At 61.0% G+C, this 16,137-nt stretch carries 13 protein-coding genes; 7 read left to right on the top strand and 6 right to left on the bottom strand.

Translation table 11 applies throughout. The features are described from left to right. Nucleotides 1–119 precede the first annotated feature (119 nt). Entirely contained in the window at nt 120–797 is a 678-nt protein-coding gene (locus tag IG629_RS19485; RefSeq protein WP_193173582.1) for a hypothetical protein, read from the bottom strand. Between the two features lie 217 nt (nt 798–1,014). On the opposite strand from IG629_RS19485, the gene IG629_RS19480 reads away from it, so the two are divergent. The 5 genes from IG629_RS19480 (at nt 1,015) to IG629_RS19460 (ending at nt 6,427) form a co-directional block, all read left to right on the top strand. Further along, nucleotides 1,015–2,016: a GlxA family transcriptional regulator gene (locus IG629_RS19480; RefSeq protein WP_193173581.1), complete on the top strand. Its 1,002-nt coding sequence runs from the start codon at nt 1,015–1,017 to the stop codon at nt 2,014–2,016. A gap of 99 nt (nt 2,017–2,115) precedes the next feature. Beyond that, entirely contained in the window at nt 2,116–2,796 is a 681-nt protein-coding gene (locus IG629_RS19475) for an AzlC family ABC transporter permease (protein WP_193173580.1), read from the top strand. Continuing rightward, complete coding sequence (locus tag IG629_RS19470) at nt 2,738–3,115, top strand: AzlD family protein (RefSeq protein ID WP_193173579.1); 378 nt, start codon at nt 2,738–2,740, stop codon at nt 3,113–3,115. The genes IG629_RS19475 and IG629_RS19470 overlap by 59 nt, the downstream gene beginning before the upstream one ends. Nucleotides 3,116–3,189: 74 nt before the next feature. Beyond that, a complete protein-coding gene (locus IG629_RS19465) occupies nt 3,190–4,416 on the top strand; it encodes a hypothetical protein (protein WP_193173578.1) in 1,227 nt (408 codons plus the stop codon). Between the two features lie 118 nt (nt 4,417–4,534). Further along, nucleotides 4,535–6,427 carry a propionyl-CoA synthetase gene (locus IG629_RS19460; RefSeq protein ID WP_193173577.1) on the top strand — a complete coding sequence of 631 codons (1,893 nt, stop codon included), beginning with the start codon at nt 4,535–4,537 and terminating at the stop codon, nt 6,425–6,427. Between the two features lie 122 nt (nt 6,428–6,549). On the opposite strand, the gene IG629_RS19455 is transcribed toward IG629_RS19460, so the two are convergent. From IG629_RS19455 to IG629_RS19435, 5 genes are all read right to left on the bottom strand, one after another. Then, nucleotides 6,550–7,650: an ABC transporter ATP-binding protein gene (locus IG629_RS19455; protein ID WP_193173576.1), complete on the bottom strand. Its 1,101-nt coding sequence runs from the start codon at nt 7,648–7,650 to the stop codon at nt 6,550–6,552. Then, nucleotides 7,643–8,623 carry an ABC transporter ATP-binding protein gene (locus IG629_RS19450; protein ID WP_193173575.1) on the bottom strand — a complete coding sequence of 327 codons (981 nt, stop codon included), beginning with the start codon at nt 8,621–8,623 and terminating at the stop codon, nt 7,643–7,645. The genes IG629_RS19455 and IG629_RS19450 overlap by 8 nt, the downstream gene beginning before the upstream one ends. Continuing rightward, nucleotides 8,623–9,576: an ABC transporter permease gene (locus IG629_RS19445; RefSeq protein ID WP_226886948.1), complete on the bottom strand. Its 954-nt coding sequence runs from the start codon at nt 9,574–9,576 to the stop codon at nt 8,623–8,625. Before IG629_RS19445 ends, IG629_RS19450 begins: the two co-directional genes overlap by 1 nt. A 7-nt stretch (nt 9,577–9,583) precedes the next feature. Then, nucleotides 9,584–10,570: an ABC transporter permease gene (locus tag IG629_RS19440; RefSeq protein WP_193173574.1), complete on the bottom strand. Its 987-nt coding sequence runs from the start codon at nt 10,568–10,570 to the stop codon at nt 9,584–9,586. A gap of 88 nt (nt 10,571–10,658) precedes the next feature. After that, a complete protein-coding gene (locus IG629_RS19435) occupies nt 10,659–12,242 on the bottom strand; it encodes an ABC transporter substrate-binding protein (protein WP_193173573.1) in 1,584 nt (527 codons plus the stop codon). 366 nt (nt 12,243–12,608) lie between these two features. Here IG629_RS19435 and IG629_RS19430 point away from each other — a divergent pair, with 366 nt between their 5' ends. Together IG629_RS19430 and IG629_RS19425 are read left to right on the top strand one after the other, a co-directional pair. Next, nucleotides 12,609–13,997: an aspartate aminotransferase family protein gene (locus tag IG629_RS19430; protein ID WP_193173572.1), complete on the top strand. Its 1,389-nt coding sequence runs from the start codon at nt 12,609–12,611 to the stop codon at nt 13,995–13,997. A 216-nt stretch (nt 13,998–14,213) separates the two neighbouring features. Beyond that, nucleotides 14,214–16,127 carry a hypothetical protein gene (locus IG629_RS19425; protein WP_193173571.1) on the top strand — a complete coding sequence of 638 codons (1,914 nt, stop codon included), beginning with the start codon at nt 14,214–14,216 and terminating at the stop codon, nt 16,125–16,127. Nucleotides 16,128–16,137 lie beyond the last annotated feature (10 nt).

Raw genomic sequence — 16,137 nt, 5'->3', positions numbered from 1 at the left:
GAAGCTCAGCTTGAGTCGATTTCCGAAGTACCCTGACGCTTCAGACCACAGAAAAAACAAACGGCCGGTCAGATGACCGGCCGTTTTTCGTTCCGACTTCACCAGATTATTTCCCGGCATTACTCAAGAGCGCCGCCTCTGAACGCTGCCATATGAAAAGCCGACTGTGCTGGCTCATAGATGTAGTCCCGCCCGACAGGACAGGCCCGGCGCGCGAGGCATGACCCTTCGAGGCACAAGTCTCCGCTACCAGAACGGAGATGGGACCGGCAGGCCGGCACGTCATAGCCGCTGCCGGAGAATGCACAGACGGGACAGGTCGTGAGGCACGGTCGATCAGAGCAGCTGTCGCACGGGCTGTGCGTTTCGGCTTCTGTCAGGGACGGCAGTTCAAGAACCGCCTCGAACAACAAAGCCCCCCGATATCCGTGCCAGAGTCCGTATACAGGGTGGATCAGGATACCTATCGGCGACGGAGAAACCGGCTCGGCGCGCATCGCCCATTGCTGGAACGGCCGAAAGGGTGGGCCATCAGACGGCAGCACGGCAGCGCCCCCGAACGCTCCGGCCACCTCTCCCAGCACCTCTCCGCTCCAGCGGTCCAGCGGGTCTGCACCATCCGGCATTCGCGCGGAAAACGCCTCCCACATCCCTGGCCCGGCATTTCCCGCAAGCAGGACAGTCCCGACTGATTCGCCCCCGGGAAGTGCCAATTCCCGTGCATCCGGATGAAATCCGCCGCGCAACAGCAGACCGTGGCGAAGGAGAGCAGCCGCCACCCTGTCGCAGTCGGTCATCGAATCCTCCCAGTCGTGCCCCAAGCCATGATTGAAATCGCCTATTCCCGACCTAGTGTCCCGCTGACGACATAGCTACGGTCGGAGCCAATCGAAAACATATACCAAAGCCTTATTTTCATTGCTCCCGGGACCCGACTTGGCTTTATCCTTTTCGCGATAAAAAAGACGGGGCAGGAAAAAGCAAAGACCCGTTCGGTGGAGAGTATGACCAAATATGTTCGACGACCCAAATGACGTCCCGCTAACCATCGATTTTTTCCTGACGCCGAACTTTTCGCTGCTTCCCTTCACTGCGGCCGTAGAGCCCCTGCGCTCGGCCAACCGCATGGCCGGAAAGACGCTCTATCATTGGCGCGTGCTGAGCGAGGACGGCAAGCCCGTGCAGGCCAGCAACGGCGTCGAGGTAAATACTGTCGGGACTCTTTATGACCTGACCAACTCGGACGCCGTCATCGTCGCCGCCGGGATCGACGCCCAGCATTATCGCAACGATCGGGTATTCGGTGCCCTACGGCGCTTGTCCCGCCAGGGTGCGGCCATCGGGTCGGTCTGCACCGGCGCACATGTGCTGGCCCGGGCCGGCCTGCTGGAAGACCGGCGCTGCACCATCCACTGGGAAAATCTCGGCGGTTTCACCGAAGAGTTCCCGGAGATCGAAGTGACGTCGGACCTGTTCGAGATCGACCGGGACCGCTTTACCTGCTCCGGCGGGACGGCCGCCCTCGATATGATGCTGCACCTGATTGCCAAGCAGCACGGCTTCAAGCTGGCGAATGAGGTCTCCGAGCAGTTCATCCACGACCGAATCCGCGAGCCGCACGATCATCAGCGCATGGAATTGCGTGCCCGCCTTGGTGTCAGCCATCCGAAGCTGATCAATGTGATTGCCGAGATGGAAGCCAATCTGGAAGAGCCGCTGAGCCAGACCGCCCTTGCGGACAAGGCCGGACTCTCGACCCGTCAGCTGGAGCGGCTGTTCCGGAAATATCTCTCCAGCACGCCGACACGTTACTACCTGAACCTCCGCCTGCAGCGCGCCCGCCAGCTGCTGGCCCAGACCAGCATGTCGATCCTCTCGGTCGCTCTTGCCTGCGGCTTCGTCTCCGCCAGCCATTTCTCGAAATGCTACCGGGAATGTTTCGGCCGGACACCCCGTGCCGAGCGTGCGGTCCGGCATGACGCGCCCACATTGGTGATGCAGAAACTCGCAGGCTAAAATCGACGCGTTACCCAGTCTAATTGCATCGCAACAAAATCTCGTTTGACCTTGCCCGCCCCCGGACGCACACCTATCCGGTACCTGGCAGGATTTAAGATGACGACCTTCACTTCAGCAGGCATGCGCACGGGCGCATTCCTCATCTGGCCTATTGCCGTCAGCGGCTTCTTTTTTGCCGTCGCGGTTGGTGTGATCAGCCGCAATGTGGGAATGACCTGGCTGGAGGCCGTCACCATGAGCGGCTTCGTGTTCGCCGGTGCGTCCCAGGTCGCGATCATCGATCTTTGGCAGGATCCGCTTCCACTGCTGATCATCGCGATCACGACACTTGGTATCAATTCCCGCATGCTGCTGATGGGCGCATCGATCCGGGAATGGTTCGCCCCCCTGCCCCGGCACCTCACCTGGATCAGCCTCTTCTTTCTGACCGATGCCAACTGGGCCGTCGCGATCTCGGAGCGGCGTAAAGGGGCAACGGATGCCGGAATTCTGCTCGGCTCCGGCATCGCGCTCTGGTTCAGCTGGGTGTTCGGCACCGGGCTCGGCCATGCGCTCGGCGCCGCGCTGGACCCGAAGGCCCTCGCCTTCGATGTGCTGCTGCCGGCCTTCTTCGTCATCATGATCAAACCGATATGGACCGGCAGGAAGCAGATCCTGCCGTGGCTCGTAGCCGCTGCCGGCGCCATCCTCGCCAACGAGTTTGTGCCCGGTGAGGCCCATGTGGTCATCGGCGGCATTGCCGGATCCCTGGTCGGAGGCCTGCTCCGTGAACGCTGATTTTCTCACCCCATACCTCGCGTTCGACTGGACCGCGATGATTGCCATCCTGCTGATGGGAGTGGTGACGTACTTCACCCGGGTCGGCGGCTTCCTGATGATGCGCTGGGTGCCGGAAGGCGGGTTCGTGTCCCGCTGGCTCGCCGCCATACCGGGCGCCGTCCTGGTCGCGATCCTGGCCCCGACGATCTGGCATACGGGCTGGCTGGAGCGCGCTGCCCTGGTCATCGTCGCCGCTCTCTCACTGCTCGGCGCCAACCCGCTCGTGGCCGTGGCTGTCGGCACCGCGAGCGTCGCCGCGGGGCGCGCCCTGTTCTAGCTGAACTGCCGAGATTGCCTTGCACCGCATTGATCGGGCAAACTCACGGTAACAAGAACAGGATGGACGCCCGCATGCAGACCGAAGAAGCGGAGCTGCTGGCTCTGACAGAAGACGCCTCGGCCAACAAACTTGGTCTCACGACCATCCTGATAGACCTGTCTTCCATTCCCCATATCAACGATCCGATTTTTTTCCGGACGCTGATTGCGCGCATCGACGTGGTCCCGAAAGACGGCAAATCCCGGATGTACCGGCTAGCCCACCATATCGTCGCCATCGTCACCCCGGACGACCAGACACATCTGGCCGTCCAGGCGGTCGACCGGCTCGACGCGTTCCTGAAGCGCAGCGGACGCGGTGCCGCGCGGCATCAGGAATTCAGTATCAAGACGGAAGCAAACAAGCTTGCGAAGATCTGTCGCAAACTCATGTCAGAAGTCGACAACACGCGGCAACCCAGCCGCGACAGCGGCGAGCTGCAGAGTTTCATGCGGCTCTTCGAGTCGCTCCGAAATGCCGATATCTCCAATCTGGTGCGTGAGCAGGCGATCTGGGATCTTACCAACCTGCATCAGCCGACTTCCCTGGCCAGTGCGCTTACCGTCTCCATTGACGCGCTCGACGATATGTTCGGGCAGGACATCCGGGCCAATCCCTGGCTTTTCGAGAAAGTGATCGAAGTCGTCGATATCCGCATGCTCGACCATCTGGTGGAAGATCGCCTCAAGGCGGACAGGACCTATACGGTGAACGTCAACAGCACGGTGGTTATCGAGAGCGAGCTGGACGAGGCCTTCGCCGACATTCCGATGACCACCCGCAAGCGCATCATCCTTGAAGTGCCCTATGTCGAGGCACTGCACGAGCGGGCCGACTTCGACCGCATGGTGGATGATCTCAAGCATGAGAAATTTCCCATTGCCCTCGACGGTGTTCGCTGGACATCCCTGCCGAAACTAGAAGTGCCGCCAGAGAGCTTTGCCTATCTGAAAGTCATGTGGGATCCGCACCTGACACCGGGGAACGAAACAGACTGGGCCGCCTTTTCGGCATGCGTAGCAAAGCTCGGCCCCGAGCGCTTCATCCTCTACAATTGCGTTGACGGTACGGCGATCCCGGATCTGCACGCGCTTGGTATCACCCTGTTCCAGGGCCGTGGTGTCGAGGACTTCATCCGCCGCGACCGGGTCGAACTCCTGCATGCACAGGAACGCGATGAGCAGGACGAACAACTTGCCGACGAGACCGACCTGAACGGCGGCAGCAAAGGAATTCTCGGGAAATTTCTTGGTGGATAGTGCCAACTTCCCGAAGCGCCCGAAGCTGCGGCAATCTGGGGCTTGATTTGCGCGGCATGGCCATCGACCATGCGGTCAGAGAAACACTATAAAAAACGTTATCAGGGAGGCTCGGAATATGGGCCAGTTCGACGCCGTCTATCGGCATTCTCTCGACGACCCGGAAGCATTCTGGGGCGCGGCGGCCGAAGACATTTTCTGGTTCAAGCGCTGGGACAAGGTCCTCGACGACACCAACCCGCCATTCTATCGCTGGTATGCCGGCGGCACGACGAACACCTGCTACAACGCGCTTGACCGGCATGTCGAAGAAGGCCGCGGCGACCAGGCGGCCCTGATTTATGACAGCCCGGTCACCGACACCAAGCAGACCTTCACCTACAGCGAGTTGACCGACAAGGTCGCCGCCTTTGCTGGCGTCCTTGCGAAATACGGTCTCGGCTATGGAGACCGGGTGATCATCTACATGCCGATGATCCCTGAAGCCGTGATTGCCATGCTGGCCGCGACACGGATCGGCGCGGTGCATTCGGTGGTCTTCGGCGGCTTCGCCTCGAACGAGCTGGCCAAGCGGATCGACGACTGCAAACCGAAGCTGATCGTCAGCGCCTCCTGCGGCATCGAGCCCGGCCGCACCGTCGCCTACATGCCGCTGCTCGACGGCGCCATCGAGATGGCGACCCACAAGCCGGATCATTGCATTGTCCATCAGCGCCCCATGGCGGAGGCCAAACTGACGCCCGGCCGTGACATTGAATGGAACGCCGCCCATGAAGGTGTGGCGCCGGCGCCTTGTGCAGAAGTGCTCGCGACGGACCCTTGCTACATTCTCTACACCTCAGGCACGACGGGCGTTCCCAAGGGAGTGGTCAGGTCGACCGGCGGCCATATCGTTGCCCTCAAATGGTCGATGAAGAATATCTACGGGGTCGATCCGGGAGAGGTCTTCTGGGCAGCGTCGGATGTCGGCTGGGTGGTTGGCCATTCCTATATCGTCTACGCCCCGCTGTTCCACGGCTGCACCACAATGCTCTATGAGGGCAAGCCGGTCGGCACACCGGATGCGGGTGCCTTCTGGCGGGTCATCTCCGAGCACAAGGTCAGCACCATGTTCACCGCGCCGACCGCTATCCGGGCGATCAAGAAGGAAGACCCGGACGGCAAGCTGCTCGCGGATTACGACCTCAGCCACTACAAGGCCCAGTTCCTGGCTGGCGAGCGCTGCGACCCGGACACACTGCACTGGTGCGAGGAAAAGCTGAAAGTGCCGGTGGTGGATCACTGGTGGCAGACCGAAACCGGCTGGCCAATCGCCTCCAACTGCCTCGGTATCGAGGAGCTTCCGGTCAAGGCCGGCTCGCCCACACGGGCCGTGCCCGGCTGGGACGTGCAGATCCTCGATGAGGCGAACAAGGAAATGAAGCGCGGCGAGATCGGCGCCATTTCCATCAAGCTGCCCATGCCCCCCGGCTCCCTGCCGACGCTCTGGCAGAACGACGACCGGTTCGTTGACAGCTACCTCGCGGACTATCCCGGCTACTACAAGACCGGGGACGCCGGCTATATGGATGAGGACGGCTATCTCTATGTGATGAGCCGGACGGACGACATCATCAATGTCGCCGGACACCGGCTGTCCACGGGCGGCATGGAAGAAGTGCTGGCGGGCCACCCGGCCGTCGCGGAATGTGCCGTCATCGGAGTCGCCGACCAGCTCAAGGGCCAGGTCCCGCTCGGTTTCGTGGTCCTGAAGGACGGCGTGAACACACCGAACGAGCAGATCCTGAAGGAACTGGTGCAGATGGTCCGCGACCGGATCGGCCCGGTGGCCGCCTTCAAGCAGGCCACAATCGTCCATCGCCTGCCGAAGACCCGCTCCGGCAAGATCCTGCGCGGCACCATGCAGAAGATCGCCGACAGCCAGGATTATCCGATGCCGGCCACCATCGACGATGCGTCGATCCTGCCAGAGATCAAGGAAGCGCTCACCGAGATCGGCTACGCGAAGTAGCTCTTAGCTGACCAATCGGTCGTTCATATTGCCCGAAATAAAAAAGGCCCCGAGGAATATATCCCGGGGCCTTTCTTTTTCAGGGCACAGCACCTGAACCTCTTGATCGGTGTAATTGAGCGCTATGCGCCCAAACCCTCCGGCACCGCCGGCTTGCCGATGATCGGCGCGTCCGGAATGCGGCCTTCCTCGATGCCGTGACAGGCGACGAGTGCGCCGTCGCCGGTCGGCTTCGGCTCCGGGCGTTCGCTCATGCAGCGGTCGTCGGCGAAGGGGCAGCGCGGATGGAAGGCGCAGCCTGACGGCGGGTTGATCGGGTTCGGGACTTCGCCGGCCACCGGCATCCGGTCACGGCCGGACATTTCCAGATCCGGGATGGTATCCAGCAACAGCCGCGTATAGGGATGGCGCGGCTTGCTGAACAGGATATCAGACGGCGCGACCTCGGCCAGACGACCGAGATACATCACACCGACCCGGTCGGAGACGTGGCAGACCACGGCCAGATTGTGGCTGATGAAGAGATAAGTCAGCCCCAGTTCCTTCTGCAGATCCCGCATCAGGTTGAGAATCTGAGCCTGCACCGACACGTCGAGCGCGGATGTCGGCTCATCGCAGACCAGGAAATCCGGCTCGCTTGCAAGGGCGCGGGCAATCGACAGCCGCTGGCGCTGGCCGCCGGAGAATTCGTGCGGGTATTTTTCGCCATCTGCCGGCGACAGGCCGACCTGGGTCAGCAACTGCCCGACACGCTCCAGCACCTCGTCCGGGCTGTCCGCCAGGTCAAAGGCACGGATCGGCTCGGCAATGATGTCCCGTACCTTCCAGCGTGGATTGAGGCTGGCATAGGGATCCTGGAAGATCATCTGCAGACGGCGACGGATCGGTGCCATCTCCTTGCGGGAGCGGCCGGCGATATCCATGCCTTCGAACTCGATGGAGCCGCTGCTCGGCCCGTGCAGGCCGACAATCAGTTTCGCCACCGTGGACTTGCCGCAGCCGGATTCGCCGACAAGACTGAAGGTCTCGCCCGCCTTGATCTCGAAATCGATGCCGTCGACAGCCTTCAGGATCTGTTTCGGCTGCCCTTCGAGCACCCGGTTCAGCCATGGGGCGGATACGTCGAAATACCGTTTCAGCCCTTTGACCTCGAGGATCGGAACGCCGGGCTTCAACTCGTCGTGGGTTGCGGTTTCATGGGTTGCGGTCGCTGTCTCAGACATGGGCCGCCTCCTTGTCATAGAGCCAGCAGGCAACTTCGGTACCGTCCACATCGATCGGGTCCGGCCGCTCCTTGAAGCAGCGATCGAACGCTTTCGGGCAGCGCGGATTGAAAGCGCACCCGGTCGGGATGTTGGTCAGACGCGGCATGGAGCCTTCGATCTGGCGCAGTTTCTCGTCCGTGTGGCCGATCACCGGGATCGAGCCCATCAGGCCTTCGGTATAGGGATGCTTGGCCTGCTTCACGACCTGGCGCACCGGACCGATCTCCGCAATGCGCCCGGCATACATGACAGCCACCCGGTCGGCGGTTTCAGCAATCACGCCCATATCGTGCGTCACCAGCATGACCGCCGTGCCGTGATCCCGGCAGAGCTTCTTCAGCAGTGCGATGATCTGCGCCTGGATCGAGACGTCGAGCGCCGTGGTCGGCTCGTCGGCAACCACAAGCTTCGGGTTGACGCACAGGGCGAGCGCGATGACGACACGCTGGCGCATGCCACCGGAGAACTGGTGCGGATACTGATCGACCCGCTTCTCCGGTGCCGGAATGCCGACCTCGGTCAGCAACTCGACGGCGCGTTCCCGGGCTTTCGTCGGCGTCATGTCCGTATGGGTCATGATCGTCTCGGTAAGCTGGCGGCCGACCGTATAGAGCGGGTTGAGGCTGGTCAGCGGGTCCTGGAAGATCGCACCGATCTCACGCCCGCGGATCTTCCGCATCTCTTCGTAGCCGAGATTGTCGATCCGCCGTCCGTTCATGACGATCTCGCCGCCGGCGACCCGTCCCGGAGGTTCCAGCAGGCCGATGATGGCCGCTCCGGTGAGGGATTTTCCGGCGCCGGATTCCCCGACCACGCCGAGCACTTCGCCTTCGTCGATGTGGAAAGACACATCGTCAATGGCCGTCAACAAGCCCTTCCGCGTCGGAAACTCGATACGGAGGTTTTTGACTTCAAGAAGATGTTTCGACATTAGCGCAGCTTCGGGTTGAGGGCGTCACGGAGCCAATCCCCGAGGAGATTGACGGCGAGCACGAGGACCGCCAGCGTCATCCCAGGGAAGATCGAGATCCACCAGAGGCCAGAGAACAGGAAATCGTTACCGATCTGGATCAGGGTGCCGAGTGACGGCTCGGTCGGCGGCATGCCGACGCCGAGGAAGGACAGGGTCGCTTCCGTCAGAATGGCAAAGGCAAGACCCAGCGTAGCGATAACCAGCACCGGGCCCATCACGTTCGGCAGCACGTGCCGGATCATGATCAGGATCGGATGCAGGCCGATGATCCGGGCCGCCTGGACATATTCCTTGTTCCGCTCAACCAGGGTCGAGCCGCGCACCGTACGGGCATATTGCACCCAGTTCGAAATGCCGATGGAAAGCACCAGCACCGGGATGATCATCGCGTCATGCTGTTCCCGGTCCAGGATCCCACGCATGATCCCGTCGATCAGCAGGGCGATCAGGATGGTCGGGAAGGAAAGCTGGATATCCGCGATCCGCATGATCACGGCATCCACCTTGCCACCGATATACCCGGCAGCAAGACCGGCAGCGATCCCGATCACCGCGGACAACACGACACTGGCAAAACCAACCAGCAGCGAGATCCGCATGCCGTAAAGAATGGTCGAATAGATATCGCGGCCGAGATTATCCGTTCCAAGCAGGAAGCGAGCCTCTCCGTCCTCGGTCCAGGCCGGCGGCAGCTCGGAATCCATCAGGTCGATGGATGCCAGATCGAACGGATTGTGTGGCGCGATGACCCCGGCGAACACCGCCGACAGGATAAGCAACAGCGTGACCACTGCCGCCGCCACGGTAAGAGGAGAATTCCGGAAGCTGTAGCAAAGCTCGTGATCCCAGATCCGGTAGAGCAGGCTCGGCTTCGCGGAGACGGGTTTGGGTGAGGTTGTATCAGTCATCATCCGGCCCTCAATGTCCGCCGCCGTGGCCTTCAACGCGCAAGCGCGGATCCACGACGTAATAGAGAATATCGACGACCAGGTTCAGAACGACGAAGAGGAAGGAAATCATCACCAGATAGGCGGACATGACGGGCAGGTCGACTTCCTGAATGGATTGCAGGAACAGGCGCCCCATGCCGGGCCACTGGAACACACTCTCGGTAATGATCGCAAAGGCGATCAGATTGCCGAGCAGCAGGCCGGTCACCGTGATCACCGGCACCAGCGTGTTCTTCAGAGCATGGCCGAAATTAACAGCACGGTTGGTCAGCCCGCGGGCCCGCGCGAACTTGATGTAGTCCGTGCGCAGCACTTCCAGCATTTCCGCGCGGATCAGCCGCATGATCAAGGTCAGGGTGAACAGGCCGAGCGTCAGGGCGGGAAGGATGATCGCCTTCAGGCCGCTGGTCGTCAGGAGACCAGTCGTCCAGCCCCCCGGCAGCGTGACCACATCGCCGCGCCCGAAGGACGGCAACCAGCCAAGCACAACGGCAAAGAGATAAATGAAGAGAATACCGATCAGGAAGGTCGGCACGGATATTCCGACCAGCGACAGGGTCAGCATCGCCTTGCTGCTCCACCGGTTCCGGTAAAGTCCCGTATAGACGCCTGCCGGCAAGGCCAGCGCAAAGGCAATCACGGCGGAAACCATGCTGAGCTCGATGGTTGCAGGTAACCGCTCCAGCAACAGGTCGGTAACAGGCGACTTGTGCTGATAGGACAAACCAAATTCGAGCTGCGCCGCGTTCACGACGAACTTCCCGAAACGAATGATCAACGGATCATTCAGGCCGAGCCGTTCGCGCAGGGCTTCGCGCTCTGCAATCGGCGTGTCGACCCCGACCATCTGGTTCACGGGATCGCCGAGGAACTGGAACATGAAAAAGGCAACGAGGCCGACCACCAGCATCACAAGGATGGATTGGGCCAGCCGACGAAGAATGAATGCAACCATAAACGGTCACGCTTTCCGGCAGGTTTAGCAGATCTCTCAAAAGGCAGGGGCCGGTCCTGAGACCGGCCCTTACCCATTCGTCCGTGAATTACTTCACGTTGACGTAGTAGAAGCGGAACTGGTTGTCAGCACGCTGCTTCAGCTCGATGTTGTCGCGCTTGCCCCAGGCGAGAGCCTGCTGGTGAAGCGGGACGGTAGCAACTTCGGACGTGGAGATCTTGAAAGCTTCCTCGATCATCGCGTCGCGCTTTGCCTTGTCGGTTTCGACACCGATCATGTCGGTCAGCTCATCGACCCGTGCGTTGCTGTAGCCAGAATAGTTATACGGGCCACGGCCTTCGTCCGGCTTCGGCGTGTTCAGCAGGTTGAACAGCACGTTCCAGGAGTCGAAGCTACCCGGCGTCCAGCCGAGCAGGCCGAAGGCGTAATCGCTGCCGCCCTTCGGGTTGATCGCCGCGAAGTACTTCGCTTTCGGCTGCGCCACCAGGGAGGACTTGATGCCGACCTTGGCGAGCATGGACACGATGGCCTGACAGATCTGCTCGTCATTGACGTAGCGATCGTTCGGGCAATCCATCCGGGTTTCGAACCCGTCCGGATAACCGGCTTCGGCCAGCAGAGCCTTGGCTTTGCTGCGATCGTACGGCAGGCGAGTGAAGCCTTCCGACTTATCGAACAGCTTCGGCGAAATCATGATCGCGGACGGATCGGAGAGACCACGCATGATCTTCTTCTTGATCGCCTCGATATCGATCGCGTGATACACGGCCTGGCGGACCTTGAGCTCCTTGAACGGGTTCTTGCCCTTCACGTTGGAATAGAGCAGCTCGTCACGGAACGTATCGAAGAACAGGAAGATGGTGCGCAGCTCCGGGCCGACCAGCACGCTGGTACCGTCGTTGCTGTTCACCCGCTTGATGTCCTGAACCGGCACCGGATAGACCATGTCGACTTCGCCGGACAACAGAGCCGCGACGCGGGTCGCGTCCTGGCCGATCGGGGTCATGATGACTTCGGTCAGGTTATGCTGCGGCTTGTCCCACCAGTCCTTGAACGGAACCAGGACCGTCTTCACGTCGGTCTGGCGTTCGGTGATGGTGAAAGCGCCTGTGCCGTTCTCGTGGTGAGCGGCATAGCTCTCGACACCCGTAGAGGTATTCGTCGGGGTCGTGGCGCCTTTTTCTTCGGACCACTCCTTGTCCATAATGAACCAGGTATCCCACTCATAATAAATGATGGGATTGGGCTTCTCGGTAATGAAGTCGACCGTGTAATCGTCAACCTTGACGACTTCCTTGATGCCGACGACGCGGCCGCGCAGGTTGGCGTCCTCGTTGTTCGTCCGTTCGTAGGAGAACAGGACGTCGTCCGCGTTGAAGTCGTTCCCGTTGTGGAACTTGACGCCTTTGCGGAGGTGGAACCTCCAGCGGGTCGGCTCAAGGTTCTCCCACTTGGTCGCGAGACCCGGCTCGAATTTCAGATCCGCGTCGCGACGAACCAGACCCTCATAGATGTTTCCGAGGAAACCGAGGGTGAAGGTCACGTTGTGGGCGTGCGGATCGAGAGATGTAGTGTCTGTCTGGAAACCCCACTTCAAGGTCTTCGCCTCGGCGAGACCTCCGGAAGCGGCAACGACGGCCGCTACCGCAAGGGCGGTGAATGCTTTGCGCATGAAAAGCTCCCCAATGATGCCTCTGTCGCGCCCAATGCAGACCCTTCTATGACTTTCGGGATCCCGATCAGGGCGCGGCCCGGCAGAACTACTGGCCGGGATCAATGCATAAAACCCCCTCGTCCTGGTGGCGTCAATGACATTGATGCCTTCGGAACCCCTAGAAAAACAGCGCAGAAACGCACAACGCGAAATAACCGGCGCCCGACTTTACCTATGCTTCAGTGCAGTGCAGCATAAGCACGACAGTCGGCCGATCCGTTTCCTTGCCGGGATCGCGCACTGGCTTTTCAAGCCAAAATGGCGTGCTATGTTGGCGGTCAGTCCCCACGGCCTGTTCAGCGCCGTTCCCGAAGGAGAATCGCTATGCCTTTCCAGCCGAATTCACCGGCGGCGCGTGACGTCGCTTATGTGCTGCATCCCTACACGAACTTCGAGGCCCATGAAGAGAAGGGCCCGATGATCATCGAGCGTGGGGAAGGTATCTATGTCTATGATGATTCCGGAAAGAAATACATCGAAGGCATGGCCGGCCTCTGGTCGACCTCGCTCGGCTTCAATTCGGAGCGCCTGAAACAGGCAGCCATGAAGCAGTTCGACACCCTGCCCTATTACCATACCTTCGCGCACAAGGCGCATCTGCCGAGCATCGACCTCGCCGAGAAGCTGATCTCCAAGATGCCGGTGCCGATGTCCAAGGTTTTCTTCAACAATTCCGGCTCGGAAGCGAACGATACCGCGATCAAGATCATCTGGTATTACAACAATGCCCTCGGCCGGCATCACAAGAAGAAGATCATTGGCCGGATGAACGGCTATCACGGCATCACTCTCGCCGCGTCGAGCCTGACCGGCCGGACGATGAACCATCGCGGCTTCGACGTGCCGCTTGCCAACTTCATCCACACGGACGAGCCGCACCACTACTCCAAGTGCAATCCCGGTGAGAGCGAAGAGGATTTCGCGACCCGCCTGGCCGAGAACCTCGAGAACATGATCATCGAGGAAGGCCCGGACACGGTTGCCGCCTTCTTCGCCGAACCAGTGATGGGCGCCGGCGGTGTGATCGTTCCGCCGAAGACCTATTTCGAGAAGATCCAGAAGGTCCTCAACAAGTACGACATCCTGCTGGTTGCCGACGAAGTGATCTGCGGCTTCGGCCGGACCGGCAATTACTGGGGTTCCGAGACCTTCGGCATGAAGCCGGACATTCTGGTGTGCGCGAAGGCCCTGTCTTCCAGCTATCTGCCGATCTCCGCGACCATCATCAACGACAAGGTCTACGAGCCGGTGAAGAAAGCCAGCGCGGAACTTGGCGCCTTTGGCCACGGCTACACCTATTCCGGCCACCCGGTCTGCGCCGCCGTCGCCCTCGAGACCATGAAGATCTACGATGAGGAAAACATCATCGAGAAGGTGCAGGGCGTTGCTCCGTACTTCCAGAAGGGCATCCGCTCCTTCGCCGACCATCCGCTGGTTGGCGAAGCCCGCGGTGTCGGTCTCCTCGGCGCCATCCAGGTGATGCAGGACAAGGAATCCAAGAAGCCGTTCGAAGCCTCTGCAGGCGTCGGCCCGATGATTGCCAATCTGGCGACCGAGGAAGGCCTGATGCTGCGCGCCGTCGGTGACAGCATCGCCTTCTGCCCGCCGCTGATCATCACCGAGAGCCAGATCGACGAGATGTTCGCAGCTTTCCGGCGCGGCCTCGATCGCGCGCTCGATCACCTGCGCAAGGAAGGCCAGGCCGTCGCCTGACCTGACGAAACAGCATGACAAGAAAAGGGCTGGCAACTTTGCCGGCCCTTTTTGCTTGTGCACCCCGCTTTGACGCTCGGCGGGTCTTTGGCGCTGGATAAGGCCTGAAGCAGAGCGCAACGCGCGGCCGGCATCCGCAAGTATGCCAACAAGTTGGTATTTCCCGTTATTTTCGCTTAGTCTTTTCATCACGCGTTTTGCATGTGGAGCTTCGATATGTCGTCACCGGACAATCCCGGCGAGAAGAACGATCCGAAAAAGACTCCGAACACCGATAAGCCGGAAACATCCGCCACCGATAAAAAGGATGCCCCAGCGTCCAGTGCGGCAGCGTCCGATGTGAAGGAAACGGCTTCCAAGAAAAAAGACGACGCGGCAAAAGCCGGCAGCGCCTCAGCTCGGTCGGGCAAAAAACCGGATCTTTCCGCAAAGAAGGCCCCTGGGGACGAGCAGGCCGAAACAGCGGCCGAACCGCCGCGCCGAAGCAAGCGGCTGGCCATCGCGATTGCTGCCGGCCTTGCAATTATCCTGCTTGGCGGGCCGGCCCTGTTTGCATTCTGCGTGGCGCAATCGACACCGAGCTTCGATGCCGCCATAGCACCGAACGGTAACCCGGTCGCCTGCCCGGTGATCGCCGGACATTTCGACGATTGCTATCTCTCTGAAGAGGTCACGGTATCCGCTCCCGCGGCGGCGCCAAAGTCCGGCTTGGAGGCGTTTTGCTGTGATGTGGTGGTGGAGCGGTCGCTGATACTCAAGGCCGAATACACCGGTGCATCAGGCAGTCTGCCAAGGACGCTGAATGCAGACGGGAACAGCCTGCCAATCAACGATGGTGCCCGTATCACCGGCAACCCGGTCCTCCTGAGTGGAACCACGCCCCCGCAGCGTTCCCTTCGTCTTTCCGCCATGCCGCAGTTTTCCGTGCCGCTACTGGAGCAGGCCGAATCGTTCCTCGGACGCCCCACCGGCATTCCCGTCGAGCGTCTGATCGCCTCTATCGCTCCGGGCTCCGTGGAAGAAACTGTTATCCAGAAAGACGTTCCGTTGACCGAGGGCGGGACCATGGTGCGCATCTCCACCGGCGCGCCCGAGTTACAGCAGATCAGCATCCGCGCGCGGACATCCGGCACCCTGCTGTTCACGGACACGCTTTCAAGTGGCACGAACCCCGCCGAAATCCTGGTTGCCCCAAGCGGGCTTCAGCGGACCAATGACGGATGGCTGATGCGCAGGATCGCGTCGGCCGGCCCAAGCGGCGGGTCCGGCATTCGCGCGGCCTACGACATTCTGCAACGGCAATCGGTATCGCGGCTCACCACCAGCGACGAGGCGCCGGATGCGCTGCATGCCGCCGGGCGCGCCTGCGTCGCCTTCTACAGCGCCATGCGCGAGGATTTCAGTCGTTTCGACGCGGCTGTCGCCACCTATGTGGCGGCCAGGCCGAGCGGGCTTCTGACCGCTCTCTCACCGGCAGACCCGCATGGCTGCACCGATGACGGAAACTCCGGGCGGTCCTCCGAGCTCGCGGCGGACTGGCTTGCCCTGGATGCACCCATGGTCGAACTCGTCATGGCGCCTGCAAACGAAACGAAAGCAAGCGCGGATGAAACCGGCCAGGAGATCGTCAGGAAACTGCTGCTCGACTTCGCTTCCGCAGCAAAGAGCGGCGCCCGGCTCCAGGACATCAAGGCCGCCATCAATGATCCGGTCGCCATCCGCTTCGGCCGCAGTGGCGAAACGGCGCCTGGATCCCGCGATTCCGTATTGCGTATGCTGCATCAGCAATGGGCCCATGTCGGGTGCTGGATCTACGCACCGTCTAACGGTGCCGGCGGAATGGCGATGATGCTGGCAGAAGCACAGTATCCCTATCTCAACCGCATCGTGCTCGGTTTCGACGCCGGCGGCCTGGTGGAAAAGGTCGAGGTGACCGGCGTCACCTTCGACGACATCCTGCGCTTCAAGGCGGCCAATCGTGGCCGCGGATGCCAGGAATTCCTGAACCCCATCCGGCTTGCCGACTATCGGGACTGGTACGCGGATAATCCAGCTGGTACAGCGACCCCGTCCGACCATGCGGAGCGGCTTTTCCACGAAGGCCTGAAGCGGAAGTTTCGTCTCAACTAACCCTCCGATT

Origin of the sequence: Nisaea nitritireducens (assembly GCF_014904795.1) — a bacterium.
Lineage (GTDB): Bacteria > Pseudomonadota > Alphaproteobacteria > Thalassobaculales > Thalassobaculaceae > Nisaea > Nisaea nitritireducens.
Note: the sequence above shows the minus strand (reverse complement) of the source record. Positions and strands in the feature narration are given on the sequence as shown.

What these genes read in the sequence shown, in the direction of transcription:
- IG629_RS19450 (WP_193173575.1), bottom strand. Translation starts at nt 8,623, where the DNA reads ATGTCGAAACATCTTCTTGAAGTCAAAAACCTCCGTATCGAGTTTCCG.
- IG629_RS19455 (WP_193173576.1), bottom strand. Translation starts at nt 7,650, where the DNA reads ATGTCTGAGACAGCGACCGCAACCCATGAAACCGCAACCCACGACGAG.
- IG629_RS19460 (WP_193173577.1), top strand. Translation starts at nt 4,535, where the DNA reads ATGGGCCAGTTCGACGCCGTCTATCGGCATTCTCTCGACGACCCGGAA.
- IG629_RS19440 (WP_193173574.1), bottom strand. Translation starts at nt 10,570, where the DNA reads ATGGTTGCATTCATTCTTCGTCGGCTGGCCCAATCCATCCTTGTGATG.
- IG629_RS19485 (WP_193173582.1), bottom strand. Translation starts at nt 797, where the DNA reads ATGACCGACTGCGACAGGGTGGCGGCTGCTCTCCTTCGCCACGGTCTG.
- IG629_RS19470 (WP_193173579.1), top strand. Translation starts at nt 2,738, where the DNA reads ATGTGGTCATCGGCGGCATTGCCGGATCCCTGGTCGGAGGCCTGCTCC.
- IG629_RS19465 (WP_193173578.1), top strand. Translation starts at nt 3,190, where the DNA reads ATGCAGACCGAAGAAGCGGAGCTGCTGGCTCTGACAGAAGACGCCTCG.
- IG629_RS19425 (WP_193173571.1), top strand. Translation starts at nt 14,214, where the DNA reads ATGTCGTCACCGGACAATCCCGGCGAGAAGAACGATCCGAAAAAGACT.
- IG629_RS19430 (WP_193173572.1), top strand. Translation starts at nt 12,609, where the DNA reads ATGCCTTTCCAGCCGAATTCACCGGCGGCGCGTGACGTCGCTTATGTG.
- IG629_RS19475 (WP_193173580.1), top strand. Translation starts at nt 2,116, where the DNA reads ATGACGACCTTCACTTCAGCAGGCATGCGCACGGGCGCATTCCTCATC.
- IG629_RS19445 (WP_226886948.1), bottom strand. Translation starts at nt 9,576, where the DNA reads ATGATGACTGATACAACCTCACCCAAACCCGTCTCCGCGAAGCCGAGC.
- IG629_RS19480 (WP_193173581.1), top strand. Translation starts at nt 1,015, where the DNA reads ATGTTCGACGACCCAAATGACGTCCCGCTAACCATCGATTTTTTCCTG.
- IG629_RS19435 (WP_193173573.1), bottom strand. Translation starts at nt 12,242, where the DNA reads ATGCGCAAAGCATTCACCGCCCTTGCGGTAGCGGCCGTCGTTGCCGCT.